The sequence below is a fragment of the Streptomyces sp. NPDC052114 genome, assembly GCF_040680155.1.
Lineage (GTDB): Bacteria > Actinomycetota > Actinomycetes > Streptomycetales > Streptomycetaceae > Streptomyces.
In genome coordinates this window covers 395,434-421,832 of the sequence record NZ_JBFAWC010000005.1, presented here as the reverse complement: position 1 = coordinate 421,832, position 26,399 = coordinate 395,434, and the positions used below count along the sequence as shown (strand labels likewise).

At 73.0% G+C, this 26,399-nt stretch carries 21 protein-coding genes; 14 read left to right on the top strand and 7 right to left on the bottom strand.

Translation table 11 applies throughout. From position 1 onward, the window contains the following. Positions 1-169: 169 nt before the first annotated feature. From AB0L89_RS14205 to AB0L89_RS14185, 5 genes are all read right to left on the bottom strand, one after another. The gene (locus AB0L89_RS14205; protein ID WP_365139567.1) at positions 170-937 is read right to left on the bottom strand and encodes a succinate dehydrogenase iron-sulfur subunit; all 768 of its coding nucleotides are present in this window, start codon (positions 935-937) and stop codon (positions 170-172) included. Then, positions 937-2,691 (bottom strand): succinate dehydrogenase flavoprotein subunit, encoded by a 1,755-nt coding sequence (sdhA, locus tag AB0L89_RS14200; protein WP_365139564.1) that lies wholly within the window; start codon positions 2,689-2,691, stop codon positions 937-939. Before sdhA ends, AB0L89_RS14205 begins: the two co-directional genes overlap by 1 nt. A 16-nt stretch (positions 2,692-2,707) precedes the next feature. Further along, positions 2,708-3,199, bottom strand: a complete 492-nt coding sequence (locus AB0L89_RS14195) for a succinate dehydrogenase hydrophobic membrane anchor subunit (RefSeq protein WP_055699964.1) — start codon at positions 3,197-3,199, stop codon at positions 2,708-2,710. 8 nt (positions 3,200-3,207) lie between these two features. Beyond that, positions 3,208-3,588: a succinate dehydrogenase, cytochrome b556 subunit gene (gene sdhC, locus AB0L89_RS14190; RefSeq protein ID WP_365139561.1), complete on the bottom strand. Its 381-nt coding sequence runs from the start codon at positions 3,586-3,588 to the stop codon at positions 3,208-3,210. 169 nt (positions 3,589-3,757) lie between these two features. Beyond that, positions 3,758-4,333, bottom strand: coding sequence for a 2-oxo-4-hydroxy-4-carboxy-5-ureidoimidazoline decarboxylase (locus AB0L89_RS14185; protein ID WP_365139851.1), 576 nt, complete (start codon positions 4,331-4,333; stop codon positions 3,758-3,760). A gap of 351 nt (positions 4,334-4,684) precedes the next feature. Between AB0L89_RS14185 and AB0L89_RS14180 the strand changes: the two genes are divergently transcribed. From AB0L89_RS14180 to AB0L89_RS14155, 6 genes are all read left to right on the top strand, one after another. Continuing rightward, positions 4,685-6,289, top strand: a complete 1,605-nt coding sequence (locus AB0L89_RS14180) for a glycoside hydrolase family 20 protein (RefSeq protein ID WP_365139558.1) — start codon at positions 4,685-4,687, stop codon at positions 6,287-6,289. A gap of 75 nt (positions 6,290-6,364) precedes the next feature. Continuing rightward, positions 6,365-7,102: a DUF4328 domain-containing protein gene (locus AB0L89_RS14175; RefSeq protein ID WP_365139555.1), complete on the top strand. Its 738-nt coding sequence runs from the start codon at positions 6,365-6,367 to the stop codon at positions 7,100-7,102. Positions 7,103-7,187: 85 nt separating this feature from the next. Continuing rightward, positions 7,188-7,694 (top strand): hypothetical protein, encoded by a 507-nt coding sequence (locus AB0L89_RS14170; RefSeq protein WP_365139552.1) that lies wholly within the window; start codon positions 7,188-7,190, stop codon positions 7,692-7,694. A gap of 80 nt (positions 7,695-7,774) precedes the next feature. Then, positions 7,775-8,374, top strand: a complete 600-nt coding sequence (locus AB0L89_RS14165; protein ID WP_365139549.1) for a hypothetical protein — start codon at positions 7,775-7,777, stop codon at positions 8,372-8,374. 208 nt (positions 8,375-8,582) lie between these two features. Next, positions 8,583-10,793 carry a hypothetical protein gene (locus AB0L89_RS14160; RefSeq protein ID WP_365139546.1) on the top strand — a complete coding sequence of 737 codons (2,211 nt, stop codon included), beginning with the start codon at positions 8,583-8,585 and terminating at the stop codon, positions 10,791-10,793. Positions 10,794-10,853: 60 nt separating this feature from the next. Then, a complete protein-coding gene (locus AB0L89_RS14155; protein WP_365139543.1) occupies positions 10,854-12,449 on the top strand; it encodes an amino acid ABC transporter substrate-binding protein in 1,596 nt (531 codons plus the stop codon). A gap of 82 nt (positions 12,450-12,531) precedes the next feature. Here the strand turns inward: AB0L89_RS14155 and AB0L89_RS14150 are convergent, their stop codons facing one another. Beyond that, positions 12,532-15,171, bottom strand: coding sequence for an FG-GAP-like repeat-containing protein (locus AB0L89_RS14150; protein ID WP_365139540.1), 2,640 nt, complete (start codon positions 15,169-15,171; stop codon positions 12,532-12,534). Positions 15,172-15,540: 369 nt separating this feature from the next. Here AB0L89_RS14150 and AB0L89_RS14145 point away from each other — a divergent pair, with 369 nt between their 5' ends. The 7 genes from AB0L89_RS14145 (at position 15,541) to AB0L89_RS14115 (ending at position 23,648) form a co-directional block, all read left to right on the top strand. Beyond that, the gene (locus AB0L89_RS14145; protein ID WP_365139537.1) at positions 15,541-16,416 is read left to right on the top strand and encodes a hypothetical protein; all 876 of its coding nucleotides are present in this window, start codon (positions 15,541-15,543) and stop codon (positions 16,414-16,416) included. Positions 16,417-16,576: 160 nt separating this feature from the next. Next, positions 16,577-17,203 (top strand): RNA polymerase sigma factor, encoded by a 627-nt coding sequence (locus AB0L89_RS14140; RefSeq protein WP_365139848.1) that lies wholly within the window; start codon positions 16,577-16,579, stop codon positions 17,201-17,203. Beyond that, positions 17,200-17,913, top strand: coding sequence for a hypothetical protein (locus tag AB0L89_RS14135; RefSeq protein ID WP_365139534.1), 714 nt, complete (start codon positions 17,200-17,202; stop codon positions 17,911-17,913). Before AB0L89_RS14140 ends, AB0L89_RS14135 begins: the two co-directional genes overlap by 4 nt. Positions 17,914-18,101: 188 nt before the next feature. After that, positions 18,102-18,572 carry a hypothetical protein gene (locus tag AB0L89_RS14130; protein ID WP_365139531.1) on the top strand — a complete coding sequence of 157 codons (471 nt, stop codon included), beginning with the start codon at positions 18,102-18,104 and terminating at the stop codon, positions 18,570-18,572. Positions 18,573-18,778: 206 nt separating this feature from the next. After that, positions 18,779-21,472, top strand: coding sequence for an ATP-binding protein (locus AB0L89_RS14125; protein WP_365139528.1), 2,694 nt, complete (start codon positions 18,779-18,781; stop codon positions 21,470-21,472). A 308-nt stretch (positions 21,473-21,780) separates the two neighbouring features. Beyond that, positions 21,781-22,446: an RNA polymerase sigma factor gene (locus tag AB0L89_RS14120; protein ID WP_365139525.1), complete on the top strand. Its 666-nt coding sequence runs from the start codon at positions 21,781-21,783 to the stop codon at positions 22,444-22,446. Then, positions 22,446-23,648 (top strand): hypothetical protein, encoded by a 1,203-nt coding sequence (locus AB0L89_RS14115; protein ID WP_365139522.1) that lies wholly within the window; start codon positions 22,446-22,448, stop codon positions 23,646-23,648. The genes AB0L89_RS14120 and AB0L89_RS14115 overlap by 1 nt, the downstream gene beginning before the upstream one ends. 197 nt (positions 23,649-23,845) lie before the next feature. Here AB0L89_RS14115 and AB0L89_RS14110 read toward each other — a convergent pair whose 3' ends face one another. Continuing rightward, complete coding sequence (locus AB0L89_RS14110) at positions 23,846-24,709, bottom strand: L,D-transpeptidase family protein (protein WP_365139519.1); 864 nt, start codon at positions 24,707-24,709, stop codon at positions 23,846-23,848. Positions 24,710-24,816: 107 nt separating this feature from the next. Here AB0L89_RS14110 and AB0L89_RS14105 point away from each other — a divergent pair, with 107 nt between their 5' ends. Then, positions 24,817-26,397: a methylmalonyl-CoA mutase family protein gene (locus AB0L89_RS14105; protein WP_365139516.1), complete on the top strand. Its 1,581-nt coding sequence runs from the start codon at positions 24,817-24,819 to the stop codon at positions 26,395-26,397. The last annotated feature ends 2 nt before the right edge of the window (positions 26,398-26,399 follow it).

Genomic DNA, 26,399 nt, shown 5'->3' with positions numbered 1-26,399 from the left:
GGGTGAAGCCGTGAACGCACTGATACACAGCTGAACCGAAGCGGATACCGGGCAGGGCAGGGACGAGGGCGAGGGCGAGGACGGAGCGAGAACGGGTGCCGATGCGGACGTGGGCCCCGCTCCCGGGAAAGGGAGCGGGGCCCACGGAGCCGTACGCGCGGAGGAAGGATCAGAAGCGGCGCGTGATCAGCGCGCGCTTCACTTCCTGGATCGCCTTGGTGACCTCGATGCCACGCGGGCACGCGTCCGTGCAGTTGAACGTCGTGCGGCAACGCCACACGCCGTCCTTGTCGTTGAGGATCTCCAGCCGCTGCTCGCCCGCCTCGTCACGCGAGTCGAAGATGAAGCGGTGGGCGTTCACGATCGCGGCCGGACCGAAGTACTGGCCGTCGTTCCAGAACACCGGGCACGAGGACGTGCACGCCGCGCAGAGGATGCACTTCGTCGTGTCGTCGAAGCGCTCGCGGTCCTCGGCGGACTGCAGACGCTCGCGCGTGGGCTCGTTGCCCTTGGTCACGAGGAAGGGCATGACGTCGCGGTACGCCTGGAAGAACGGGTCCATGTCGACGACCAGGTCCTTCAGGACCGTCAGACCCTTGATCGGCTCGACCGTGATCGGCTTCGCCGGGTTGATGTCCTTGATCAGGGTCTTGCAGGCCAGACGGTTCTTGCCGTTGATCCGCATGGCGTCCGAGCCGCAGATGCCGTGTGCGCAGGAGCGGCGGAACGTCAGCGTGCCGTCCTGCTCCCACTTGATCTTGTGGAGGCCGTCGAGGACGCGCTCCTTGGGATCGATCTCCAGCTGGAAGTCTTCCCAGACCGCGTCCGCCGAGACCTCGGGGTTGAAGCGGCGGACGCGGAACGTGACCGTGATGAGGTGGGAGGACGTGGAGTCCTTCTCCAGGGCCTCCAGCTTGTCCATCGTCGGGGTAGCCATCAGTACTTACGCTCCATCGGCTGGTAGCGGGTCTGGACGACCGGCTTGTAGTCGAGCCGGATCGACTCGGCGCCGTCGTCGCCGACCTCGCGATACGCCATGGTGTGGCGCATGAAGTTGACGTCGTCGCGGTTGGGGAAGTCCTCGCGGTAGTGACCGCCGCGGGACTCCTTGCGGGCGAGCGCGGACTGCGCCATGACCTCGGCCAGGTCGAGCAGGTTGCCCAGCTCGATGGCCTCCAGGAGGTCGGTGTTGAACCGCTTGCCCTTGTCCTGGATGGAGACGTTCTTGTAGCGGGCGCGGAGTTCGGCGATCTTCTCCACGGCCGTCTTGATCGTCTGCTCCGTGCGGAACACCATGACGTTGGCGTCCATGGTCTCCTGCAGCTCCGTGCGGAGCGCGGCGACCCGCTCGGTGCCCGTGGCGTCGCGCAGCCGCTCGACCTGGGAGACGACCAGCTCCTCCGGGTTCTCCGGGAGCTCGACGAAGTCGTGCTTCGCCGCGTAGTCGGCGGCGGCGATGCCCGCGCGACGGCCGAAGACGTTGATGTCCAGGAGCGAGTTGGTGCCGAGGCGGTTGGCGCCGTGCACCGACACGCAGGCGACCTCGCCCGCCGCGTACAGACCCGGGACGACCGTCGTGTTGTCGGCGAGGACCTCGCCCTCGACGTTCGTCGGGATGCCGCCCATGGCGTAGTGCGCGGTCGGCTGGATCGGGATCGGGTCCGTGTAGGGCTCGATGCCGAGGTACGTGCGCGCGAACTCGGTGATGTCCGGGAGCTTGGCGTCCAGCTGCTCCGGCGGGAGGTGCGTGAGGTCGAGGTAGACGTGGTCGCCCTCGGGACCGCAGCCGCGGCCCTCACGGATCTCCGTGTAGATGGAGCGGGACACGACGTCACGGGACGCGAGGTCCTTCATGACCGGCGCGTACTTCTCCATGAAGCGCTCGCCGTCCTTGTTGCGGAGGATGCCGCCCTCACCGCGGGCGCCCTCCGTCAGCAGGATGCCCATGCGCCAGATGCCGGTCGGGTGGAACTGGAAGAACTCCATGTCCTCCAGCGGCAGGCCGCGCCGGTAGCAGGCCGCCTGGCCGTCACCGGTGAGCGTGTGCGCGTTGGAGGTCACCTTGAAGAACTTGCCGGTGCCGCCGGAGGCGTAGACGACCGCCTTCGCCTGGAAGATGTGGATCTCGCCGGTCGCCAGTTCGTACGCGACGACGCCCGCGCTCTTCTTGACCCCGTCGACCTCGACGATGAGCTGGTCGAGGACGTAGAACTCGTTGAAGAACTCCACACCCTCCTTGACGCAGTTCTGGTAGAGCGTCTGGAGGATCATGTGGCCGGTGCGGTCGGCCGCGTAGCAGGACCGGCGCACGGCGGCCTCGCCGTGGTTGCGGGTGTGGCCGCCGAAGCGGCGCTGGTCGATGGTGCCGTCCGGCGTGCGGTTGAACGGCAGGCCCATCTTTTCGAGGTCCAGGACCGCGTCGATGGCCTCCTTCGCCAGGATCTCGGCGGCGTCCTGGTCGACCAGGTAGTCACCGCCCTTGACCGTGTCGAAGGTGTGCCACTCCCAGTTGTCCTCCTCCACGTTGGCCAGCGCCGCGGCCATGCCGCCCTGCGCGGCGCCCGTGTGGGAGCGGGTGGGGTAGAGCTTGGTGAGCACGGCGGTGCGGCTGCGCTTCGTCGCCTCGATGGCGGCGCGCATGCCGGCGCCGCCCGCGCCGACGATGACGGTGTCGTACTTGTGAATCTTCACGGAAGTCGCCTCGGCTTTAGCGGATGTTCGGGTCGAAGGTGAAGATCACCAGCGTGCCCAGAAGGATGGTGAACACCGTGGCGGTGTACAGCAGGCCCTTGAGCCACAGACGCGTGTTCGGCCGCTCGGCGTAGTCGTTGATGACCGTGCGCAGGCCGTTGGCGCCGTGCAGCATCGCGAGCCACAGCATCAGCAGGTCCCAGACCTGCCAGAACGGCGAGGCCCAGCGGCCGGCGACGAACGCGAAGCCGATCTTGGAGACACCGCCGTCGAGCACCAGCTGGATCAGCAGGTGGCCGAGGACGAGGACGACCAGGACGACGCCGGACAGGCGCATGAAGAGCCATGCGGCCATCTCGAAGTTGCCGCGGGTCGAGCGCGGGGTCTTGGAGGTCCGCTTGCGCGGGGCCTCGATGACCGGGGCCGGGTTGTCGACGTCGTAGAGCGACACGCCCTCGACGGGACCCACACCGGACGTTCCGGACTTCTCAAGCGTGGTGTCGGACATGTCTGGCGTCAGCTCCCGAAGAGTTCGCGGACGGCGTGGCCGAGGACCGGGTACAGCGCGCCGACCATCAGCACGACCCAGATGCCCACGACGGTCCAGAGCATCTGCTTCTGGTAGCGCGGGCCCTTCGACCAGAAGTCGACGGCGATGACGCGCAGGCCGTTGAGCGCGTGGAAGAGGATGGCGGCGACCAGGCCGTACTCGAGGAGTGCGACGAGGGGCGTCTTGTAGGTGGCCACGACATCGTCGTACGCCTCCGGAGAGACGCGAACGAGAGCGGTGTCGAGCACATGCACGAACAGGAAGAAGAAGATGAGGACGCCGGTGACTCGATGAGCCACCCAGGACCACATTCCTTCCCGGCCGCGGTACAGCGTTCCAGCCGGCACGGCAGAACCCTCCGAAAGCGGGGATTGGGGCCGGCCGCCACGCGTAAGCAAATCGAACTCCGCGGCGTCGGACGAGCCCGGCCGGGTACGGTCCACCGGCCGCTCGTCATCGTATCGACGAGTTGTCGGTGGACCTGCCCCGGGTCCGCCGGTGTGATCAAACAGGCAATCAAACAGGCACGTACGGGCTATCGGGGCGCGTTTGTGGGCGACTTTCCCGCGCGGCGTGTCCGCCGGGGGCCCTGACCTGCGTGTCGGCGCTCATCGCGAGGACGAGACGGGTGAGGCGGCCGCGCGCCAGCCGCCGCAGCTCCTCGGCGGCGAGGGCGAGCTCGTCCTCCGGATCGTTGCCGAGGCGTGACCGGATGCCGGAGAGGAGCTGGTCGAGGGCCTCGTCCGGGGCGACGTCGTCCAGACAGATCACGAAGGTGTGCCCGAAGCGGCTCTCGTACGCGGCGTGGGCGGCGCGCAGGGCGGTGTGGGCGGCGGTGGTGGTGGCCGGCGCCGGCGGGCGCAGGCCCCGGCCGCGCGGGGTCTGCAGCGGGACGGTCGGGTCGAGGGGTTCGCAGGCCAGGGCCTCGGCGAGGTCGCCGGGAGCGAGGTCGTACGACGCCTCGTCGGAGGCGGCGAGCAGCGCGTCCAGGTCGGGATACGGGCGGTGGGCGGCGACCCGACGGGCCCAGTGGCGGCTGCTGCAGCAGGTGAGGAGTGCGGCTTCGGCCTCGCCGGGGGCGGCGGAGTTCAGCCGGTGCGGCGCGACGAGGTGACGGGCAGGGGCTGGGGACCGGTGCGGGGGCAGCGTGCGCTCCTGGGCAGGGGGCGGCAAGGGGTGGGGCGATGCGGTGTGGGGGTTGTCGTAACGCTAGCGAGGCGTGGTGAGAGGTGTCCGATGGATGAGCGAATTTCACTCGAACGGGAGAGTTTGGGTTCGCGGTGTGGACGGGCCTCTCGCCGGGGCGCGTCGTAGCGTGGGAGGCATGGCTCTGGCTGTGGTTCCTACGTCAGGTGCGGCTTCGCGGGCGTCGTCCCGCGCCACCGCTTCGCGGCGGAATTCTTCCACCCGCCCATCCGTCCGCCCCGGGCCGGGAGGCGGGCGGTGAGGCGGGCGCCGCTGGTCGTCGGGGGCGCCGTCGCCGCCGGGACCTTCGCGCTGACCCTGGCCCTGTGGCCCGGCGGCGGATCCGCGCCGGGCAGCCGGCCGCCCTCGGACGGCAAGTCCGCCTCCTCCCCTTCGGCCACCCCGAGCAGGAGCTACGCCCTCTCCGACGCCCCGGCCACCGTGCCCGCCGTGCGCGAGCACACCGCCGCCCGCGGGCCCGGCTGGCGGCCCGTCGAGGGAAAGGGGCGCGTGGTCGTCGGTGACGGGGACCTCGCGGACGAGGGGCGGCTGCTCGCCGGGGAGCTGAAGCTGGAGTACGCCGGTGAGGACGGCCCGCGGCCGGGCGACGTCGAGCTGGCGCTGACCTCGGAAGGGGAAGGGGAAGGGGGCGACGAGGGCGCGGGCCCGGAGTCGTACACCCTGACGGTGAAGGGGGAGCGGGTGCGGATCGCCGCGCCCGCCGAGGCCGGCGTCTTCTACGGGACCCGCACCCTCAAGCAGGAGGTGAGCGGCGGCAGGACCGCGCCCGAGGGCGTCGTGAAGGACCGGCCCGCCAAGCCGCGGCGCGGGTTCATGCTCGACATCGCCCGCAAACACTTCGACGCGGAGTGGATCGAGGACCGCATCCGTGAGCTCGGCGACCTGAAGTACAACCAGCTGGGCCTGCACTTCTCCGACGACCAGACCTTCCGCATCGAGTCGGACTCGCACCCCGAGATCGTCTCCTCGGACCACCTCACCAAGGACCAGGTCCGCCGCATCCTGAAGCTGGCCGAAAGCCGTCACATCACGGTCGTGCCGGAGATCGACTCGCCGGGGCACCTCGGCGCGGTCATCCGCCAGCACCCCTCCCTCCAGCTCCGTGACGCCCGCGGCATCGCCCAGCGCGGCGCCGTCGACATCTCCAAGCCGGGCGCGGCCGAGATCGTCGACGATCTCCTGAAGGAGTACGCCGAGCTGTTCCCCGGCGCCTACTGGCACCTGGGCGCCGACGAGTACCGCGCCCTCACGGTCAAGGACCCCGAGGCGTCCTATCCGCAGCTGGCCGCCGCCGCCCGGGAGCGCTACGGCCCCGACGGGCGGGTGCAGGACCTCGCGACGGGCTGGCTCAACGACCGGGCCGACACCGTGCGCCCGTTCGAGAAGAAGCTGACGGCCTGGAACGACGGGTTCTTCCGGGGCGGGACCGAGCAGGCCGCCGACGACCTCGAAGTGGCGTACTGGACGGGCAAGGAGATCGGGGCGCGCGAGCCCGTCGAATACCTGAGGGCGGGCCGCGAGCTCGTCAACTACAACGACGAGTACCTCTACTACGTCCTCGGGCAGCCCAACACCTTCCGCTATCCGACCGGACAGCGGATCTACGAGAGCTGGACCCCGCTGGTGCTGCGCGGCACCGAGCCGGTGAGCGAGAAGTACGACGACCAGATCCTCGGGGGCACGTTCGCGGTGTGGTGCGACCTCGCGGGTTCGCAGACCCAGGAGCAGGTGGCGCGGGGCATCCGCATGCCGCTGCGCGCGATGACGCAGAAGCTCTGGGACCCCCGCAAACCCGCTCTGTCCTGGAACGACTTCGTGAAACTGGCTGATACGGTCCCATAGCCGCCGTCGGCGCCCTGGGGAGGGACGCGGGCGGTTTTCGTACGCGCGTGCATCACCCGTGGGGGTCGCTCGACCATGCAGTACCCAGTTCTTCCGCCGCAGCAGCCCTCCGCGCCGGCGGGCCCGCCCGCCTGGCTGCGCTCGCCCGTCGGGCTGAGCCGGGCGGTCATGGTGCTGCTCGGCGTCGCGATCGCCGTCGACCTCTATTCGCTGTGGGCGGGCACCGTCATGCGGGGGGTGACCAGTGACCTGATCTCGGGGGACTACGGCCCGGACGTGGAGCGGGACGCCGATCGCGCCGACTCGCTGTACGCCGCCTCCGGCGTGCTCCAGGTGATGGCGCTGCTCGCGACCGCCGTCGTCTTCATCGTGTGGTTCCACCGCGTGCGCGTGAACGCCGAGGTGTTCGCGCCGGACGAGCACCGGATGAGGCGCGGCTGGGCGGTCTGGGGCTGGCTCGTGCCGATCGTGAACCTCTGGTTCCCCCGGCGGATCGCCCTGGACGCCTGGAACGCGAGCCTGCCGCGCCGTCCCGTGACGGAGGACTCGCCCGGCCTGCTCAACGCCTGGTGGTCGCTGTGGGTGGCGGACCTCCTCGTCGGACGGTGGGCCAGCAGGACGTACCTGAGGGCCGAGGAGCCCGAGGAGATCAAGTCGGCCGTCGCGAACATGATGATCGCGGACGTCCTCGACATCGTGGCCGCGGTCCTCGCCGTCCTCTTCGTGCACCGCCTCACGCGGATGCAGGACCTCAGGGCCAGGTCGGGCCCGTCCCCGCTGCCGCCGGTACCGGGGCCCGTCCCTGCCCCATGATTTCCGCTTTCCGGTGGCGAACTCGCGTACGTCTGTGGTGTATTCGGCCCCGGAACGCAGTATGGGCACAACGGGGGGACGTGGCATGGGCTACTGGGGGTACTACGTCGTCGGCAGGAGCGAGCGGCCGCTCGCGGAGCTCGCCGCGGTGGCGGGCGTGCGGGACGAGCTGACCCTCCTCGAACAGCGGGCCGACGGCTGGCAGGTGTGGGAGGTGCCGGGCGGCGACGGCGCGCGCGACGTGGGCAACATGAACGCGCTGGCCGAGGAGACGGGCGCGCCCGCGCTCTTCGGGTACGTGATGGACAGCGACTGCGTGGTCGTCGAGGCGGCGGCGCCCGAGAGCGGGGCGTGGACCACGTGCCTGGCGCGGCGCGCGATGGCCGGCTATCTCGGCGACGCCGAGCTGACCGTGGAGGACTACTTCCTGGAGCCGCGCGACGCCGCCGAGCGTGCGGTGGCCTGGGCCGCGGAGTCGGGCAGGACGGTGCGGACGGGGCCGCTGCTCGACGTGCTCAACGCGGACGCCGAGCCGTCGGCCGAGCAGCTCTTCTTCCGCTTCCTGGACCGGCTGGGCGTCGTGCCGCAGTGACGGGAGTGACCGCAGTGACGTTCCCGCGACCGCGCACGCAGTAAGGGGCAGTGCCGGGTCCGTGACGGGAGACGTACAGCATGAGCCTCGTGGAGCTGATCGCGCAGGCCGATGAGAGAGGCCTGGCGGCCAGCGGTCTCGCCTGCCTGGACCGGTGTGTGCCGGTGCTCGGCGGGGACGACGACCTGCTGCGCCCGCTGTGGGCGAGGCTCGCGGAGGGCGCGGACTGGGGCGGTCCGCTGGCCGCGGCGCGCACGGCGCTGGGTCCCGCGCCCGCGCCCATCCCGGCTTCGGCCTCCGCTTCGGCCCATGCTTCGGCCCCCGGGGAGGCCGTCGCGCTGGCGTGGCGGATGCTCGACGCGGTGCCGGCGGCGTACGCGGGCGCCGAGGTGCGGGAGTGGGCCGACGGCTGCTCCGTCGCCGCGCTCCAGGTCCACCGGCTCCTGGACACCGCGCCCGACGACGGCACCGGCTCGGTGACGGCGCGCCGCGAGGGCCGCACGGACGGCATGACGCCCCTGGTCGCGGCCGAACTCCGCCGCCAGGTCCGGATCCTGGAACTCCTCGGGAACAGGGGCGCCGCCCCGACGGGCGCCCTGCGCCAGGCCCTGGACGTCTCGACGGAGGGCCGCCGGGTGCTCCGGGCGGTGGTGTCGCGGAGGGCGCGGGGGCAAGGGTGAGGGGCGGGGCCGGGGCCGGCGGGGCGATTCGGGGGCAGTCGATCCGTGGCCGGAGGGCTTGAGCCCCCGGTGAGGGTGACGTGTCGTTGAGCGGGCTACAACCAGCCTAATTTCGGCGGCGTGTGAAAACTCTCCCCAAAGCCTCAGGCGTCTCGTTAATGTGACGAGCCATCATTCGTGATCTGTCGCCCCGGCCGCGGAGAGGTCTGTGCCTGATGAACTCGGATTCGACGAGCTGCTGGACGACGGCGGCCTGATCGCGCGGTTGCTCGGGCGGACCTCGGCCGGGCGCAAGCGGGAGCTGCTGTACGGGGACGATCTGCCCGTCGTGCTGCTCGTCGGCGGCCCCGGCATGGGCAAGGGGCGGCTGCTGCGGTGCGTGCGGCAGCGGTTCGGGCCGCGCGTGCCCACGGCGTACGTCGACTGTGCCCTGACCGACTGCCGGGAGCAGGCCGAGGAGCAGCCCAGGAGCCGGTCCGAGGTGACCGAGGTGCTGCGCAAGATCGCGCTTCAGTACGGGGACTGGGGCGGGGACGGCGGCGGGATCGCTGTGCCGCGGCTGTACGCGGGGCTCGCGGCCGTGGCGGGCAGCGACCGGCTCGCCGGTGCCGCGCCCCTCGTCGACGAGGTGGGCCGCCTCGACGGTCTCCTGCCGCCCGGCTCCTTCTGGCGCGGGGTGCTGAAGGGGACGGCCAAGAACTATCTGGGATACCTGGCGGGGCTGGTCAGCAGTCCGCTGGTCGGGCCCTTCCTCAACGCGCTGCTCGACGGGCTGTTCACCCGTGCGTCCGCCGAGGGCAGGGCGGCCCTCGCCGACTGCTACGGCGAGTACCCCGGCGCGGGCGGCCAGCCGCTGGCCGGACTGCGGTCGCTGGGCGACGACTTCCAGCAGGGCGGCGAGGCGCGGCGGATCGCCGAGGGGTTCCTCTTCCGGGCGCTGCGGCAGGACATCGACGCCGCCTACCACTCCGTACGCGGGCGCATGTCGCGCGTGGGGCGGCCCGCCCTGCTCCTCGACCACGCCGACGGCTCCCTGGGCAGACGGCTGGTCAAGCCCGCCCTGGAGGACCGCGAGCGGGGCCACCACGACCGGCTCGTCGTTCTCGCCACCGCCCGGCGCGAGGACGGCGGCCGCTTCCTGCACCGGGCGGGCAGCAGCCACGAGGGCATGGCGAGCTGGCGGCCCGTCATGGGGGCACTGCCCGAGTGGAGCCGCCCGCCGGGCGGAGTCCCCGACCACGCGCCGCTGTGGCGCGGCGTGCTCCTCGTACGGATGCCCGTCCTCACCCGCGACCAGCAGAAGGACGAGCTCGCCCGGCTGCGGGGCGGCCAGGAGCGGCACGACAACGCGCTACGGCTGCGCGTCCACAGCGGGGTGCACCGGCTGAGCGGGGGCCGCCCGCGGTTCGTGACCCGGCTCGGCGAGGCCACCGCCGCCGCGTCGTTCCCCACCCCCGAGGAGTGCACCGACTGGGCCATCCTCGACGCCCGGGTGCCCGGGGGAGAGGACGCCGAGGGACGCCCCGTCGCCGACCGTCCCGTGGCCGACGTGCTCGTCGACGAACTCGTCGGCCGCGAGCGCCCCGAGGAGCTGCCGCCCGAACACCGCGGCCACTGGCTCGACCTGCTCACCCACCTCTCGGTGGCGCATGACGTGGAGTGCGCCCAGACCCTGGTGCGCGCCGTGCAGGAGGGCCGCACCGAGCGGCTGAACGCCTACCGCGTCGCCGAGCTCCTGGAGGACGCCGGCTGGCCCCGCTGCCCCCGGCACTTCATCGGCGACCTCGGCCTGCGCCGCCTCCTGACGCGGCGGCTGTACCGCCTGCGCGACGGCGGCGCGGCCTGGCACGCCGACCACGCGCTGCTGCAGGGCCACTACCGCGACCTGGGCGACCGCCACGCCGACGCCCTGTTCGGCACCGCGGCGGCCCACCGCATGCACCACCTGCTCGCCTCCGACGGCGCCGACCTCGTCGCGCGGTACCTGTCCACGGCCTTCCTCACCCGGCCCATCGCGGACTGGTGCGGGGAACTGCTCGCCATCGCGGACGCCGCGCTGATCGGCGCGGACGACGACCGGTACGCCCGCGCGCTCGGCGAGCGGCAGGTGCGCGGCGACACGCGGCTGCGCCAGATCGACCGGCTGCTGCACGCGGTGTGGCTCACCGAGGACCGGACGCGGCCCCTGGAGGAGACCGTGCCGGGGGTGCTGCGCGGGCCCCTGCGGGAGCTCAGCGAGGAGCTGTCGAAGATCGCCGACGAGGCGGTCCGCGACCAGGGGCCCGAGGGCGCCGACGTGGCCAGGGCGGCGGACGGGGCGGCGCTGCTCATCCGCATGGCCCGCGACTGGGGCGACCGGGCCGAGGACAAGCAGCCGCTGCAACGGTGCGTGTGCACGGAGCACATCGGGTTCGGCTGACCGGGCACGGCGAGGCCGCGCGGCGGCACGACCAGGCTTCACGGCAGAGGGAGGGCAGCGTTGAGGCAGTTCGGGAACTGGCTGTACAACACGTTCGGGGCCAACTGGATGCGCAGGATCCTCACGCTGCTCGGCCTCGCGGCCGCGGGCGTGCTCCTGTGGGTGTTCCTGCCGCCGCTCGGCGCGCCCGAGAGCTGCGCCTCGGGCGTCGAGAAGCACGGCGGCGAGTGCATCGGCGTCAACGGCACCGGCTACGACTTCGGCACGCCGGAGATCAGCGCCGTGGCCCGCGCCATCGCCGAGGAGAACGAGAAGTTCGTCGGCGACAAGCCGCACGTCACCGTCGCGATGATGCTGCCGCTCCAGCCCGACATCGCCGCCGAGCGCGCCCAGCTGCGCAGCGAGATCCAGGGCGCCTACCTCGCGCAGTACCGGGCCAACCGCGAGGAGAACACCCCGCTGCTGCGCCTGGTCCTCGCCAACCCCGGTGACGCGTATGGCCAACAGGCCCGTGTCGTCGACCAGTTGGGGGAGATGGCGGGCGACAAGCACGACAACCTCCGGGCCGTCACGGGCTTCAACCTCAGTCTGGACGCCACCGAGAAGGCCATCACGCGCCTGACGAAGGACCTGCACATCCCCGTCCTCGCGAGCCGCGTCAGCGCGGACGAGCTCGCCAACCCGGAGAAGGGCGGCGGCAAGGACCCGTATCCCGGCCTCGCCCGCATCATCCCGACCAACCGCCAGCAGGCCGACGCGCTGGCCAGCTTCCACGGCCGGCTCAAGGACGCGCAGACCGTCCTGGTCCGGGACGAGCGGCCGCACGACATCTACAACGACTCGCTCGCCAAGGCGTTCAGCCGCGACGAGGACGGCCCGCCCGGCCCCAAGGACCAGACGTTCGAATCCCCCTCGATCACCGACGTGGGCGACACGGGCAACGACTTCACGCTCATCGCCCAGAACATCTGCCAGTCATCGGCGCGCTACGTCTACTTCGCCGGACGCCCCGTCCACCTGCGGCTCTTCGCGCTCAAGCTGGCCGACGTGCAGTGCAGCGGCAAGAAGTACACGGTCATCAGCGGCTCCGGATCGGCCACGCTCAACCGCTACATGAAGGACGGCGACTGGGCGAAGCTGCGCGGCGGCGACGGCAAGGAACCCGCCATCACCGTGCAGTACGCGGCGCCCGGCCACCCCGACGCCTGGGACCGGGAACTGAGCGGCAAGGACGCGAAGGAGCGCCCGGCCCACCTCACCGAGCCGCAGCGGGAGCTGCGCGAACTGCGCGCCCTGGTCGACGAGGGCAGCGCGGGCGCCATCGGGCCCGTCCGCCTGGAGGACTCCCGCACCATGCTGGTGCACGACGGCGTGCTCACCATCGCCAAGGCCGTGCTGCTCTCCAACGCCAAGACCGAGGGCACGGTGCCGCCCCTCAAGCGGGTCTCCGACATGTGGCAGCGCCTCGAAGCGGTCAACCGGGTCCCGGGGACCAGCGGCTGGATCTGTCTGACCAACGCGGGCAACGCCTACGACAAACCGGTCGCCGTGGTCCAACTGAACCCCACCACGAGGGGCCTGGAGTTCGTCGGCATCGGCTGGCCCAAGGGCAGGCCCCAGCCCGACGACTGCCGGGTGCCCAGCGACACCCGGTAGGCGCGGCTCCCGGAACGACGAAGCGCCGTGCCGCGCACCCCGAACTACGGGGCGCGGCACGGCGCTTGACGTCAGCGCCGCGTCACGGCGTCAGTGTCTGCCCCAGGTGCGCGCCCGCCGGGGTGCCCAGCGCCGTACGCCCGTAGTAGACGCCGCTCGAACCCGGCACCCCCGAACTGCCGCTGTCCAGCTGAAGGATGGTGCCGTCGCCCGCGTCCTCGCCGTCGACGCCGATGGCCAGGTCCGCCCGGCCGGAGCCCGACAGGTCGGCCAGGGTCACCGAGGAGCCGAGGCGGTCGCCCGACTCCGTGGCACCGGGCACGCCGGGCTCGTCCTGCGAGAACGCCGTGGCGCCCGTGCCGGTGAGGCCGGACGAGGAGCCCTTCAGGAGCAGGGAGGTGCCCGCGTCCTCGCGGGCGGAGGTGCGGGTGATGTCCTCGCCGGGGGCGCCGGTCAGGACGTCCGCGTAGCCGTCGGCGTTGTAGTCGCCCGCCGCGACCGACCAGCCCATCGCGTCGCCCGCCTCCGCGGCGCCGGGCACGCCGGTGCTCGCCTGGTGGACCGTCCGCAGTCCCGTGCCGGTGAGGCCCGTGGACGTGCCCGGGACCACCGTCACCTGGCCGCCCGCGTGCGCGCCGGACTCGGCGGTGTACGGCTGGCCGATGACCAGGTCGTCGTAGCCGTTGCCGTTGACGTCGCCCACGGCGACCGAGCGGCCGCCGGGGACGGACAGGACGCCGACCCGGCTCAGGCCCGAGCGGCCGCCCCGGAACCAGGCGACCTTGCCCTTGCCCGCCTGGTCGCGGTAGGTGAGGGCCACGTCCGCGTAGCCGTCGCGGTTGAAGTCTCCGGACGCGGCGTCCGCGTACGCGATGGCGGTGTCGCCCGAGGTGAGGCTGCCGCCCGACTCGTGGTCGGCGTCGAGACGCGCGGCCCACGAGCCGCCCGTGCCGGTCGCCGCGGCGAAGACGTCCGCCGTGCCGTCGGCGTTGAAGTCGCCGGACGCGACCGCGGAGCCGAACCGCGCGCCGGGGTAGTGGAAGTCGTCCGAGAGCTGCATGTCCGTGCCCGAGGTGAACTTCGGGCCGTACAGCATGGTGACCGCGCCGCGGTCCTTGTGGCCCGAGGAGTCGTCCTCGCCGGGCGCGCCGATGACGAGGTCGGCGTACCCGTCGGCGTTCAGGTCGCCCCACGCGGTCGCCGCGCCCCAGTCGTCGCCGGTCTCCGAGGCGCCGGGGACGCCCTCACTGGCCTGGGTCAGGGAGATCCTCGACCCCCCGACCGGGCCGTCGAGGCCGCCCGGCACGACGGTGACGCGGCCGCGGTTCGAGGACGCCTTCGGGGTGCCCGCGATCAGGTCGGTGATGCCGTCGCGGTTGAAGTCCCCGGTGGGGAGAGCGGAGTTCCTGCCCGCGCCGCTCGCGTAGCGGCGTATCTCGCCGAGCTTCGCGTAGAGGGTCTTGCCGGGGCAGGCGGTCGCGAAGCCGTCGCGGTGGCCGGAGACCGTGTGCAGCGAGGCCTGCTCGCCCTTCTTCCACACGCCCGTGTCGGCGGCGGCCGTCAGCGTGACCTTGCCGGCCGGGTCGCCGCCGTACTGGCCGAGCTTCCAGGCCGCCACGCGCGCCACGGACTCCAGGGCGGCGCGGGTCGGCCTGCCCGCCGGCTTGTCCGTCGCCGGGTCGCCCTCGAAGTCGCCGAGGACGGCGATGCCCGTGGAGTCGCCGTTGAAGCCGTAGGTGTGCGCGCCGCGCACGGGAACGTCGATGCCGCCCGCGCGGCCCTCGAAGATCTGGCCGCACTTGTCGACGAGGAAGTTGTAGCCGAGGTCGTTCCAGCCCTCGGTCTCCACGTGGTACGTCATGATGCCGCGGACCAGCGCCGCGGACTGGGCGCAGCTGTAGTCGTTGGTGCCGACCGTGTGGTGGACGAAGACCGCCCTGACCTTGTCGAGGTACTCCGGCGGGTCCTTCACCTGCGACTCGTCGGCGCCCCAGGCGGCGCGGCCGATCACGGGCGGCTGGGTGACGGTCGACGGCGGGGGCGTCGGCCTGGTCGGGGCGGGGTCCGGGGTCGGCGAGGCGGAGCCCGTCGGGGCGGGGTCCGTGGCCGAGGGGGTGGTGGGCGCGGGGTCCGTCGGGGGGACGGAGTCCGTGGGGGCCGGGGTCGTCGGGGCCGGGGTCTCGTCCTCGGCGGCGGGGGCGGCGAAGGCGGCGGGGGCCATGGCGGTGCCGGCCGCCGGGCCGCCGGTCGCGTCGGTGCCGCCGTCGAGAGCCGGGTTCCCGGCCTCCTTGGACGTCACGCCCGGGTCCACGAGGTTGACCTCGAGTCCCTTGGGCAGCACGTCGCTCGCCGTGCCGTCGCCCGCGACGACACGGACCTCCACGCCGTCCGACGGGCCGACCCAGAGCGGGTCGGACGCGGCGCGCGTGCCCGCCTCCGCGCGCTCCGCCGGGTGCGTCTCCAGCTCCAGGGACCGCCAGCCGCTCCACGCGCCGGAGCCGATGGCGCGGGTGCGGACCTGCGCGGTGCCGTCGAGCTCCGTGGCCGCGCCGCTCCACGAGACGCCGAGGAGCGAGAACTGCTCGGTCGACGTGCGCGGCAGTTCCCGCTTCGTCGCGCCGTCGGCCCGCAGCGCGAGGTCGTGCACGCGCGCGGGCCGCTCGGCGCGCGGATCGGCGCCGGAGCCGTCCCCGGCGCCCGGGTCGGCCATGGCGTACGTCACGGCCCCCGCGCCTCCCAGGACGACGGCACCGATCGTCAGCCACGCCCTGCGCTTGAGGCTCAGCGGTCTGTACGCATGTGCGGAACGCGCCTTTTCATGCGGTTTACGCGGGCTCAAGTGCCCCACCCCTCGGTGAATTTACGGTGAACCAAGCGACTGCGTACGACTGACCGATCGAACAAACGGTTGTAGCCGCGGGGGTGATTTGTCGCGTGATGTATCCCGCACGCCACACGTGTGACGCCGGGGCGTCCGGCTGCGCTGGGTCATGTGACAGTGGTGGGGCGGGCGCGGATGAGGCTTTGGGCGGGGAATGACGTGGGGATTCACAGTGGGCGGCACGCGGCGGGGGCTACGCCGGGGGCGAGGGTGAACGGCCGGTGGGTGCGGGCCGCGGCGCTCTGTCTCGTGGTGGGCGCGCTCGCGTCCTGCGGCACGGACCGCTCGCCGACGTACTCCGGCGGCACCTTCGAGGAGGTCGCTCCCGAGGAGGCCACCCACGAGGAGGGCGTCCCCGAGGACGAGGTGCGCGGCAGGCGGCTCGCCGTCGAGGGCATGCGGCTGCTCAAGGAGGCCGACTCGGTGCGCATCGGGGTCGACATGACCACCGCGCGGGGCCACCAGAAGGTCTCGCTGCACATGGACCGCGACAGCAACTGCACGGGCACCTTCGACGCGGGTCCGATGCAGCGCGGCGACCTCATCATGATCGCGGGCGGTGCGACCTACGTACGGTTCACCGATGAATCGCTGGACGCGATACGGGAGTTGGGGATCCGGCGGGGCGCCGAGGCCGGCGCCCGGATCCGGGAGCGCACGGAGCTCGCGCGCGGCAAGTACCTGAAGATACCCACCGGTTCGGGCGCGGCGGGCCCCTCGATGCCGGTGGGCAGCTGCGACCTCGACAAGTTCACCGGGTCGATGCCCGGGGTCCCGGAGGCCGACGAGTCCTTCAAGGCCCTTCCGGAGACCCGGCGTTACGGAAGGAGCGTCATCCCGGTCGTCGAGAGCGCGGAGCGGCAGGAGACGACGCTGTACGTGGCCGCCGAGGGCAAGCCCTACGTCGTCGCCGCCCGGGTGGAGGAGAGCGGCGGCCTCGGCGCGGACGGTGAGGGGACGATGACGATGCGGATGTCCGCGTACGGCGAACCCGTTGCCGCGGTGGCCCCGGCGGCGGAGCGCACCATCGACATCTCGCGGATCAGCCCGGACGGTTCGGGCGGAGGTTCGCTCTTCGAGGTGTGACCCGGCCGCCGGCGGTCACCCGGCCCCCGGTGGTTCCCCGAACGGCTCCCGGCGCGTGGGCGTACGTCTGCGCAGTGTGACATTTCGGCGCCCGGCGGCGCTGGTGACCGTAGGGGCACGGGCACGGTGAACTGTGCCGCGTCGGCCGGATGGGAACGTGTTGGGCCAGGGTGGGGAACCCCGTCGCGCGCGGGTGCACGACGAGGAGCTCGGCAGGGCCGTCGCGGCGGCCCAGGAGGGCGACGAGGCGGCTTTCGCCGTCGCGTACCGCCTGGTCCAGCCGGGACTCGTCGGCTATCTGCGCGGACTCGTCGGCACGGAGGGCGAGACGGCCGAGGACGTCGCCGCCGAGGCGTGGCTGGAGATCGCCAGGGACCTCGGGCGGTTCCGCGGGGACGGCGCGGGCTTCCGCGGCTGGACCGCGACGATCGCCCGGCACCGGGCCCTCGACCATCTGCGCCGCCAGAAGGCGCGGCCCCGCCCCGCCGCGCTGGAACAGGACGTGCTCGACCTGCCCGGACCGCACAACACGTCGGCGGCGGCCCTGGAGGCGATCTCCACCGAGCGGGCGCTCGGGCTGATCGCGACCCTGCCGCGCGACCAGGCGGAGGCGGTGCTGCTGCGCGTGGTCGTCGGCCTGGACGGCCCGGCCGCGGCCCGGGTCCTCGGCAAGCGCCCCGGCGCGGTGCGGACGGCCGCGTACCGGGGGCTGAAGAAGCTGGGCGAGCGGCTGGGCCTCGACGGTGTGACGGATGACGGGCCCGGCACGCTGGGGGAGTCGAGATGAACGCCGACAAGTCGCCGGGCCCCGAGGGCACGTGGGGTCCACACTCCTCCGACTCACCCGACGCCCCCGCCCTCGCCGCGCTCGGCGAGCGGATCGCCGACGCGGTGCTGACCGACGCGGGCGCCGGGGCGGAGCGGGACGCGGTCGAGGCGTTCCGCGCGGCACGGGACGGGGGCGCGCACCGGGCGCGGACCCGCCGCCGCGACGACTGGCGCCCCCGCGCACGCCGCCACGTCCGCCTCTCGCTGCGGGCGGCCGGGGGCGTGGCGCTGGCGGGCGGCCTGCTGGGCGGCGCGGCACTGGCGGCAGTGGGCACGTCGAGGGACACGGCACCGCCTCAGGAGCCGGCGCGCCCGGCTCCGTCGGCACCGATGTCCCCGGGCCCTTCGACGGAACCGCCGCCTTCGCGGCCGGGTGCGGAGAGGGGGACGGGGCCGGGTCGGGGCAGGGGCGAGAACGCCCCCAAGGGCAAGGGCAAGGACAAGGACAAGAGGAACAAGAGCGAGAGCAAGAAGAACAAGAACGCGGCGAGCAAGGGGAAGGAGAAGGGGAAAGAGAGGGGGAACGGGCCGGGCAAGGCCAAGGACCCCGCCGGCCCCAAGAAGTCCGTCAAGCCCAAGCCCGAACCCAAGAAGACCAAGAGCCACCACAAAGCCAAGGCCGAGGCCAAGGACGAGGCCAAGCAGGGCAACAACAAGAAGCACGCCTAGAGGGCCGGGAGCCCCGGAAGATGCCCGCGGGAGTGTGGGGCGGACCCGGGAGGAAGCCGGTGCGCGGGAGACGGTCGTGACTCGTGGCGCCGATCGGGGGGTCAACGGCCTTGAGGCGACGTACTTTTGTGGGGTGCCGCTTCAGTTCCGTCGCGGCATTCCGGAAGTCGAGCGGACGGGGGCGGTCGATGCTGACGGAGGCGTTGGCGGCGCTGGCCGCGGCGGGTGGCACGGCGGTGGTCCAGGCCGCCGGGACCAGTACGTGGCAGGGGTTCCAGCAAGCCGTGGCCCGCTGGTTCGGCCACGGGGACGACGAGCGGGTGAGTACGGAGCTCGATCGTCTGGACCGCAGCGCGAACGTGCTGGCGGGCGCCGGTGGCGACGACGAGGACCGATTGCGGCTGCGCGAAGAGGCCGTGTGGCAGGTGCGCTTCGAAACCGCCCTCGCGAACCTGAGCGATGACGAGCGGGACCGGGCCGTCGAGGCGCTGCGGGCCCTGCTCCGTGAGCACGCCCCTGCCGGCGAAGCCTCGCCGGGTGACGGGCAGACGGTCGGCGGAAACGTGCACATCCGCGCCGACCACGGCTCCGTGGCCGCCCTGCGCATGGGAGACGTCACGTTCGGAAACCCTCCGCAGCCGGGCCCGCCCCAGGGCTGAGCGCGCCCGAGCACGACCAAGCCCCGCACATCACCGCCCATACGGCCGTCACCGCCCTCGGCGGGGGCCTGGCGGTCGGTCACGCGGACCACGTCGCCTTCCACGGGCACGCCGACCACGTCGCCTTCCACGGGCACGTCGACCAGGTCACGTTCTACGCGTCGCCACCAGCGCGGGGGGACATCACCGGTGGTGCGCACGACGCTGTGCGCGCGGCGCGGCTCGACTCCTATCTCCGGGCCGCCTCGCGCGCCGCGGGACGCCACCCCTACCCCGATCCGGGCGACGGGTCGGCCCCGCCTCCGCTCGCCACGGTGTACGTACGCCAGAAGGTCACCGCTCTGCGGCCCGGCACTTACCGCGGCGAATCCCTCGACCCTCCCGCTGAGGCGCCCGCGGAGACCGCTCTGCGGCTCCCCGCCGAGCCCGTTCTCGCCGACGACGCGCCCCTGCGGATCCTGGTGGCCGGGGCAGGCGGCGGCAAGTCGACGCTGCTGCGGCTCCAGCTCGCCGACGCGGCCGCCCACGTGCTGTCCTCGCGTCGCCCCGCCCGGGCGGACCATGCGGTTCCGGTCCTCGTGAGGGCCACCACCCTGGCCGTGGGCCCCGTCCTGTCCGACGCCCTGGCCGCGGCGGTGGCCGAGGAACTCGGTCCCCTCGGACTGCGCGAGCCCCTCACCGCGGACTTCTTCAGCAGCCGGCCGCTCCCTCGCGCGCCGTGGCTGGTCCTGGTGGACGGCCTGGACGAGGTGCCCCAACAGAAGGCCCGCATCGCCTTGTTGGAGCGTCTGGCGCTGGAAGCGGAACAACAGCCCTGTGTGTACCGCTTCGTTGTCACGACCCGCCCCTTGCCGGACGGAGAACTCTTCCGCCCCGGCCCGTGCGCCGCCTACTCCGAACTGCGGCTCTTCACGCGCAGCGACGTACGCGCGTACGCCCGCGCGTGTTTCGCGGATCTGCCCGACACGAAGCTCCACATGAACGAATTCATGACGGGCCTCCGCATGTCCGGCCTGGAAGACCCGGCCCGGACCCCGTTGATCGCCTCCCTCCTGTGCCGGCTCTACCTGGCCGACCCCACCCGCCCGCTGCCCGAAGGCCGCACCGCGACCTACCGTTCCTTCGTCGAGCTGCTCTACGAACAGAACGCCCACAAGGACATCCGCGGGACGCATGACGCCGCGATCCGCGCGCTGAAGGACCAGTACCAGATCCCCCGTGACAACCGGGCCGCCGAGCAGGCCGCGCAAGGGGTCCGTGATCAACTGCCGGAACTCATCGACCAGTTGGCCCACGAGAGGATCAACGGCAACACCGCGCCCGCGACCGGGATCCTGGCCGCGCACGTGCCCGTCCGACGTCCCGACCGGGTGACGGAGGCCCGCTGGACGTCCTTCCTGGGCGACCTGCTGAGGCCTACCGGCCTCGTGGCCCAGCGCGGGGACGACTTCGTCTTCCTGCACCAGACCCTGCTCGAATACCACGCGGCCCGGCACGCCACCCGCGACCGGCAGGCGCGGGCCGAACTGCTCGGCGAGCTGTTCCCGCACCACCACGATCCGGCCGCCGAGGCGACGCCGCCTCCTTTCGAGGCGTCCTACCTCGGCTTCCTGCTCGACGGGCTCCTGGACCATGACGACGACGTCGCGTCCGCCGCCACCCGGGCGGTGGAACATCTCGGGACCCATGGGAGGGCCGGAGCCTGCCGGTTCCTCATCGATCAGACGCACCTGCGGACCAACCTCCCCCGCACCACCGACGGTCGCCTCGCGGGCTTCGCCGCGGACACCACCCTGGACATAGGGCAGCGTGTCCACGCCGCCTGGGCGCTCTCCCGGCTGGATGGACACCGGGACGCATCGGCCGGGCTCCTCGCCGCTTTCGCCGCGGACACGGCCCTGCACGGCAGCCACCGTACGAAGGCCGCCGGGCTCCTGGCCCGCCTCGACGGCCACGCCGACGAGGCGGCCGCGCTCCTCACCGCCTTCGCCACCGACACCGCCCTGGACGCCGAGGACCGGGTGTACGCCGCCTGGGCCCTGGGGCAGCTCGACGAACACCGGGCGGACGCGGTCACGTTCCTCGTCTCCTTCGCCACGGACTCCGCCGTGCCCCGCGAGCACCGCGTGCGGGCCCTCGCCGACCTGGCCGACGCGGAAGGGCACGGCGACGAGGTGGCGGCCGCGTTCCTCGCCGTCGCCACGGACACCACCCTGGGCATGTGGGACCGGGTGAAGGCCGCCGCGTACCTGGAGCGGCTCGACGGCCATGCGCAGGAGGCGCTCGGCGTGCTCACCGCCTGTGCCGGGGACACCGCTCTGAAGCCCGCGGACCGCATGCAGGCCGCCGCGCACCTGGCGCGGCGTGACGGACACGCCGAGGGCGCGGTCGCACTGCTCACCGCCTTCGCCACGGACCCCGCCCTGAGCGGCTGGGACCGGGCGCACGCCGCCGGACATCTGGTGGGGATCGACGGACACGGCGAGGGCGCGGTCGACCTGCTCGTCACCTGCGCCACGAACACCGAGCTGGACGCGTGGGACCGGCTGGAGGCCGCCCTGACACTGTTCCGCCGAGCCGGAGACGAGCACGCCACCGAGCTGCTCACGGCCCTCGTCACGGACTCCGGCCTCGACTCCCTCGACCGCATCGACACGGTCAAGCGCCTGGCCGCGATGAGACCGCACAAGGAGCTGGCCGTCGAGCTGTACGCGGCCATCGCCGCCGACACCACGGTGCCCGGGACCGGCCGCGTCCTGGCCGCCCTCACCATGAGCGACCTCAGCGGGGGCTCACCCCGGACGGTGCGGCGGCTCACCGCCCTGGCCGAGGACACGGGGCTGCCCGCCCGTATGCGGAAGCTCGTGGTCGAGAACCTGGCCGCACTCCGCGGGCGGTGAGCGACGAGGCGAGCGGCGTCGGTTGCGCCGGCCCGCGCCTTCCGTGGCCCGCGAGGCCGCGCCCGTTTGGCGAAACGTGCGCGGCCGGGGCCGCCACCCCCCACAGGAGAGGCCCCGGCCGGCACACGGCACGGACCGTGTGCCGGTCCGTACTCTCTTCAGCGCCGCGCGTGCGTTTTCTGTCACACCGCGTTCCGTCACCCGGTAGTTGCGGGTTGTACAAACATGGACGTAGGCCCGGACAAGGCCGTAGCGTGCTGCTTCGCGCCGGGGCCGGGCGCAGATCTCCGAGTGGCAGGATTGTGAGAGTGCTGGGGGACGACGCGGAGCTGACCGCCGCGGTGCTTGCGGCACAGGACGGGGACGAGACCGCGTTCCGGACTGTGTACCGCGCCGTGCACCCACGGCTGTTGGGATACGTACGCACGCTGGTCGCTGACCCGGACGCCGAGGACGTCGCCTCGGAGGCCTGGCTGCAGATAGCGCGCGATCTTGACCGGTTCAGCGGTGACGCGGACCGGTTCCGGGGCTGGGCGGCGCGCATCGCGCGCAACCGCGCCCTCGACCACATACGCATGCGGGGCCGCCGCCCCGCGATAGGCGGCGACGAGTCGGAGCTGACCGGCAAGCCGGCCGACACCGACACCGCGTCGGAGGCGATGGAGTCCCTCGCCACCGGCCAGGCGCTCGCCCTGATAGCCCAGCTCCCGCAGGACCAGGCCGAGGCCGTCGTGCTCCGCGTCGTCGTCGGTCTCGACGCGAAGAGCGCGGCGCAGACCCTCGGCAAGCGTCCCGGTGCCGTCCGCACGGCCGCCCACCGCGGCCTCAAGCGGCTCGCCGAGCTGCTCGGCGCGGCGGGCACCGACCCCGCGGAGACCCTGGGCGCCGTACCCCCTCAGAGAGAGCCGCGCGGGCGCGCGGTGACGTCCGCCGGTGTGACGCATTCGCGTACGCGGACGCAGAAGGACATGTGATGGCCGACGAGCAGTATCAGTGGCTGGACCGCGACGCGGCGGAGCGTTTGCTGCGCGGGGAGCCCCTCGAAGGCGTCGACCCTCACGTACGCGCACAGGCCGACCGGCTGGCCCAGGCGCTCGGCGCGCTGACCGCCGACGAAGCGGCCGCGGCCGACGGCGCCGAGGCGCGCGACCGGGCCGCCACGCCCGGCGGGGCCCATGCCGCCTTCCTCGACGCGGCCTTCGCCGACGCCCCCCGAACCGAGTCCGCCACCAGGTCCGTCACCGGCGCGGAAGCCGGTGAACTCCCGGGCGAGGCAGCTGCGTTGGCCGCCTTCCGGGCCGCCCGTTCGGGCGCCCCGCAGCGCACGAAGGCCACCTCCAGGACCGCTCCGTACGCCACCTCCGCCCACGAGGCCGCCGCCGGCGAGACCGTGCGGCTCGCGCGCGCGGGGGCCCGTCCGCAGCCCACCCGCTGGGGCCGTCCGGTGCGGTTCGGGGTCGCCGCGGCGCTCGCGGCCTGCATGGTCGGCGGCGTCGCCGTGGCCGCGGGCACGGGCGTGCTGCCCTCGCCGTTCAGCAGACACGACGACCCGGGTCCCGCCACGTCCGCGTCGTCCGCCGAGACGCCCCAGGAGCCGTCGGCCACCCCGTCCGACGACGCGGACGAGCCCTCCGAGGACCTCTCCCCGGACGAGACCGCGGTGCCCGACGGCCACGACGAGCCGTCGCGGGAGCCCGCGAGCAGCTCGCCGCCGGAGGCCGAGGCGGACGGCGGCCAGGACACCGGCCCCACGCGCCGCCCCGTCGGCGAGCAGCCGCAGCGCCGCGACGAGGCCAAGGACTGGTACCGCAAGGTCGTGACGGCCTGCCGCGCCTACCGCAGCGGCGAGCTGCAGGGCGAGAAGCGCCGCCGCCTGGAGGAGGCCGCCAAGGGCGCCGCGCGCGTGGAGGAGTTCTGCGGCCGGGTGCTCGGCGGCTCCGGAACCGGCGGTGACGGCGAGCACGCCGGCGACGGCGGGGGCCAGGGCGGCGGCGGGAACGGCGACGACGGCGACGACGGGGAGAACGGCGGCGACGAGGACGGCTCCCCGGGCGGCGGCAGTGGTGGCGGCAGCGGCGGCGACTCCGGGGGTTTCCCCGGCCCGCCGATGTCCTCCCCGGGCTCTCCCCGGCCCACGCCCACGGCCTCGTACAGCGCCCTGCCGAAGCTGCCGTGAATACGAGCGAACGATTCGCGCCGCGAGGTGTGACGTTTTTCGACCTGGTGACGCAGTAAGAAGTGAGCCGACTGGTCATCGGCCCGCGCACGAGCCGGGGGTTCCCCCCGTACCTTCGGCTCCGTGCCCCCAGCGTGGGCGGGATACGTTCCCCCGATCCCGCCCACGCTGCTCTTCCCTCCTGGCGCCCCGCGCCGTCACTTGTAGATGACGACCCGGTCGCCCTTGCGCACCTGCGCGAACAGGCTCGCGATCTTCTTCTCGTCCCGGACGTTCACACAGCCGTGCGACGCGCCGCCGTACCCGGTGGCCGCGAAGTCCGACGAGTAGTGCACGGCCTGGCCGCCGCTGAAGAACATCGCGTACGGCATGGCGGTGTCGTAGAGCGTCGAGACGTGGTGCCGGGACTTCCAGTAGACGCTGAAGGTGCCCTCGCGGGTCGGCGTGTACTGCGAGCCGAACCGCACGTCCATCGTCGACACCGCCTTGCCGTCGATCATCCACGTCAGGGTGCGGCTGCTCTTGGCGATGCACAGGACGCGGCCGGTCAGACAGCGCTTGTCCGGCTGCGCGGGCGGGATCCCGCCGCCCGAGTACAGCTCGTACCGCGTCGGCTCGCGCGTCATGGCGAGCAGCTTGTGCCAGGTGACGGTGTCGGTCCGGCCGGTGCGGGGCAGGCCGCGCTTGCCCTGGAAGCCCCTGACCGCCTCGGCGGTGGCCGCGCCGTACGTCCCCGAGGGGTGCTCGAAGAGCCAGGCGACCTGCCGCAGCCTGGCCTGCAGCTCCCGCACCTGCCCGCCCCGGTCGCCCCGCGCCATCAGGACCTTCGCGGGCGGGGGAGGCGGTGTCGGGGTCGGCGAGGCCGTCCGGCCCGGGTCCGGTGCCGCGGTCCGGCCCGGGTCCGGCGTGGGCGACCGCGAGGCCGACGCCTCCGGTTTCCCGGACCCGCCGCCCGGCGTGCCGTCACCCGGTCTGCCGTCCGCGTCGACCGCGACGGCCTTGCATCCCGCGGTGAGCAGCAGCACCGCCACGGCTCCCGCGGATATCGCGCCCTTGCCCATTTCGACCCCCGTACGACGGTCGGACGACCGTCCTGGACAACACTCCTGGAAGTGTTTCCCGGTTTGCCGCGGGTGACGCGTCCCGGAGGCGGGCGCAAGCTGGAGGCATGACATACGAGTCGGAGTCCGGCCTTCGGGTCGAGCCCGTGTACGGCCCCGAGGCCCTGGCGGACTGGGACCCGGAGCGGCGGCTCGGCGCGCCCGGCGCGTACCCGTACACGCGCGGCGTCCACCCGACCATGTACACCGGCCGCCCCTGGACCATGCGCCAGTACGCGGGCTTCGGCACCGCCGCCGAGTCCAACGCCCGCTACCGCCGGCTGATCGAGCACGGCACGACCGGCCTCTCCGTCGCCTTCGACCTGCCGACCCAGATGGGCCACGACTCCGACGCCCCGATCGCGCACGGCGAGGTCGGCAAGGTGGGCGTCGCCGTCGACTCGGTCGAGGACATGCGGGTGCTGTTCGACGGGATCCCGCTGGACAAGGTCTCGACGTCGATGACGATCAACGCCCCCGCCGCGCTGCTGCTCCTCATGTACCAGCTGGTCGCGGAGGAGCAGGGGGTCGACGCGGCGCGGCTGACCGGGACGATCCAGAACGACGTGCTCAAGGAGTACATCGCGCGCGGCACGTACATCTTCCCGCCCCGGCCGTCCCTGCGGCTGACGGCGGACGTCTTCCGGTACTGCGGGGCGGAGCTGCCCCGCTGGAACACCATCTCGATCTCCGGCTACCACATGGCCGAGGCGGGCGCCTCGCCCGCGCAGGAGATCGCCTTCACGCTCGCCGACGGCATCGAGTACGTGCGCACGGCGGTCGCGGCGGGCCTGGACGTGGACGACTTCGCGCCGCGGCTCTCCTTCTTCTTCGTGGCGCGTACGACGATCCTGGAGGAGGTCGCCAAGTTCCGTGCGGCCCGGCGCATGTGGGCCCGTGTCATGCGGGAGGAGTTCGGCGCCGAGAACCCCAGGTCGCAGATGCTGCGGTTCCACACGCAGACGGCCGGCGTCCAGCTGACCGCCCAGCAGCCCGAGGTCAACCTCGTCCGCGTCGCCGTCCAGGGCCTCGGCGCGGTGTTCGGCGGCACGCAGTCGCTGCACACCAACTCCTTCGACGAGGCCATCGCGCTGCCCACCGACACGTCGGCCCGCCTGGCGCTGCGCACCCAGCAGGTCCTCGCGTACGAGACGGACGTGACGGCGACGGTGGACCCGTTCGCCGGGTCGTACGTCATGGAGAGCATGACGGACGACGTGGAGGCGGCGGCGCTCGAACTCATGGACCGTGTAGAGGAGTTGGGCGGCGCGGTGCGCGCCATCGAGCAGGGCTTCCAGAAGGGCGAGATCGAGCGCAACGCCTATCGCATCGCGCGCGAGACCGACGACGGCGAACGTGTCGTGGTGGGCGTCAACCGCTTCCGTCTCGACGAGGAGGAGCCGTACGAACCCCTGCGCGTCGACCCGGCGATCGAGGCCCGGCAGGCGGCCCGCCTGGCCGAGCTGCGCGCGGCCCGCGACGGCCGCGCGGTGAGCGGCGCGCTCGCCGCGCTCGGGGAGGCGGCGAAGGGCGAGGCGAACGTCCTCCCTCCGATGAAGGAGGCCCTCCGGGCGCGGGCCACGGTGGGGGAGGTGTGCGGGGCGCTGCGGGAGGTGTGGGGGACGTATGTGCCGCCGGACGCGTACTGAGA

Bases quoted from the DNA above. Each gene is read 5' to 3' on its own strand.
- AB0L89_RS14205 (WP_365139567.1), bottom strand. From the start codon at position 937: ATGGCTACCCCGACGATGGACAAGCTGGAGGCCCTGGAGAAGGACTCC.
- AB0L89_RS14195 (WP_055699964.1), bottom strand. From the start codon at position 3,199: ATGTCCGACACCACGCTTGAGAAGTCCGGAACGTCCGGTGTGGGTCCC.
- AB0L89_RS14175 (WP_365139555.1), top strand. From the start codon at position 6,365: ATGCAGTACCCAGTTCTTCCGCCGCAGCAGCCCTCCGCGCCGGCGGGC.
- AB0L89_RS14170 (WP_365139552.1), top strand. From the start codon at position 7,188: ATGGGCTACTGGGGGTACTACGTCGTCGGCAGGAGCGAGCGGCCGCTC.
- AB0L89_RS14165 (WP_365139549.1), top strand. From the start codon at position 7,775: ATGAGCCTCGTGGAGCTGATCGCGCAGGCCGATGAGAGAGGCCTGGCG.
- AB0L89_RS14135 (WP_365139534.1), top strand. From the start codon at position 17,200: ATGAACGCCGACAAGTCGCCGGGCCCCGAGGGCACGTGGGGTCCACAC.
- AB0L89_RS14130 (WP_365139531.1), top strand. From the start codon at position 18,102: ATGCTGACGGAGGCGTTGGCGGCGCTGGCCGCGGCGGGTGGCACGGCG.
- AB0L89_RS14115 (WP_365139522.1), top strand. From the start codon at position 22,446: ATGGCCGACGAGCAGTATCAGTGGCTGGACCGCGACGCGGCGGAGCGT.
- AB0L89_RS14110 (WP_365139519.1), bottom strand. From the start codon at position 24,709: ATGGGCAAGGGCGCGATATCCGCGGGAGCCGTGGCGGTGCTGCTGCTC.
- AB0L89_RS14105 (WP_365139516.1), top strand. From the start codon at position 24,817: ATGACATACGAGTCGGAGTCCGGCCTTCGGGTCGAGCCCGTGTACGGC.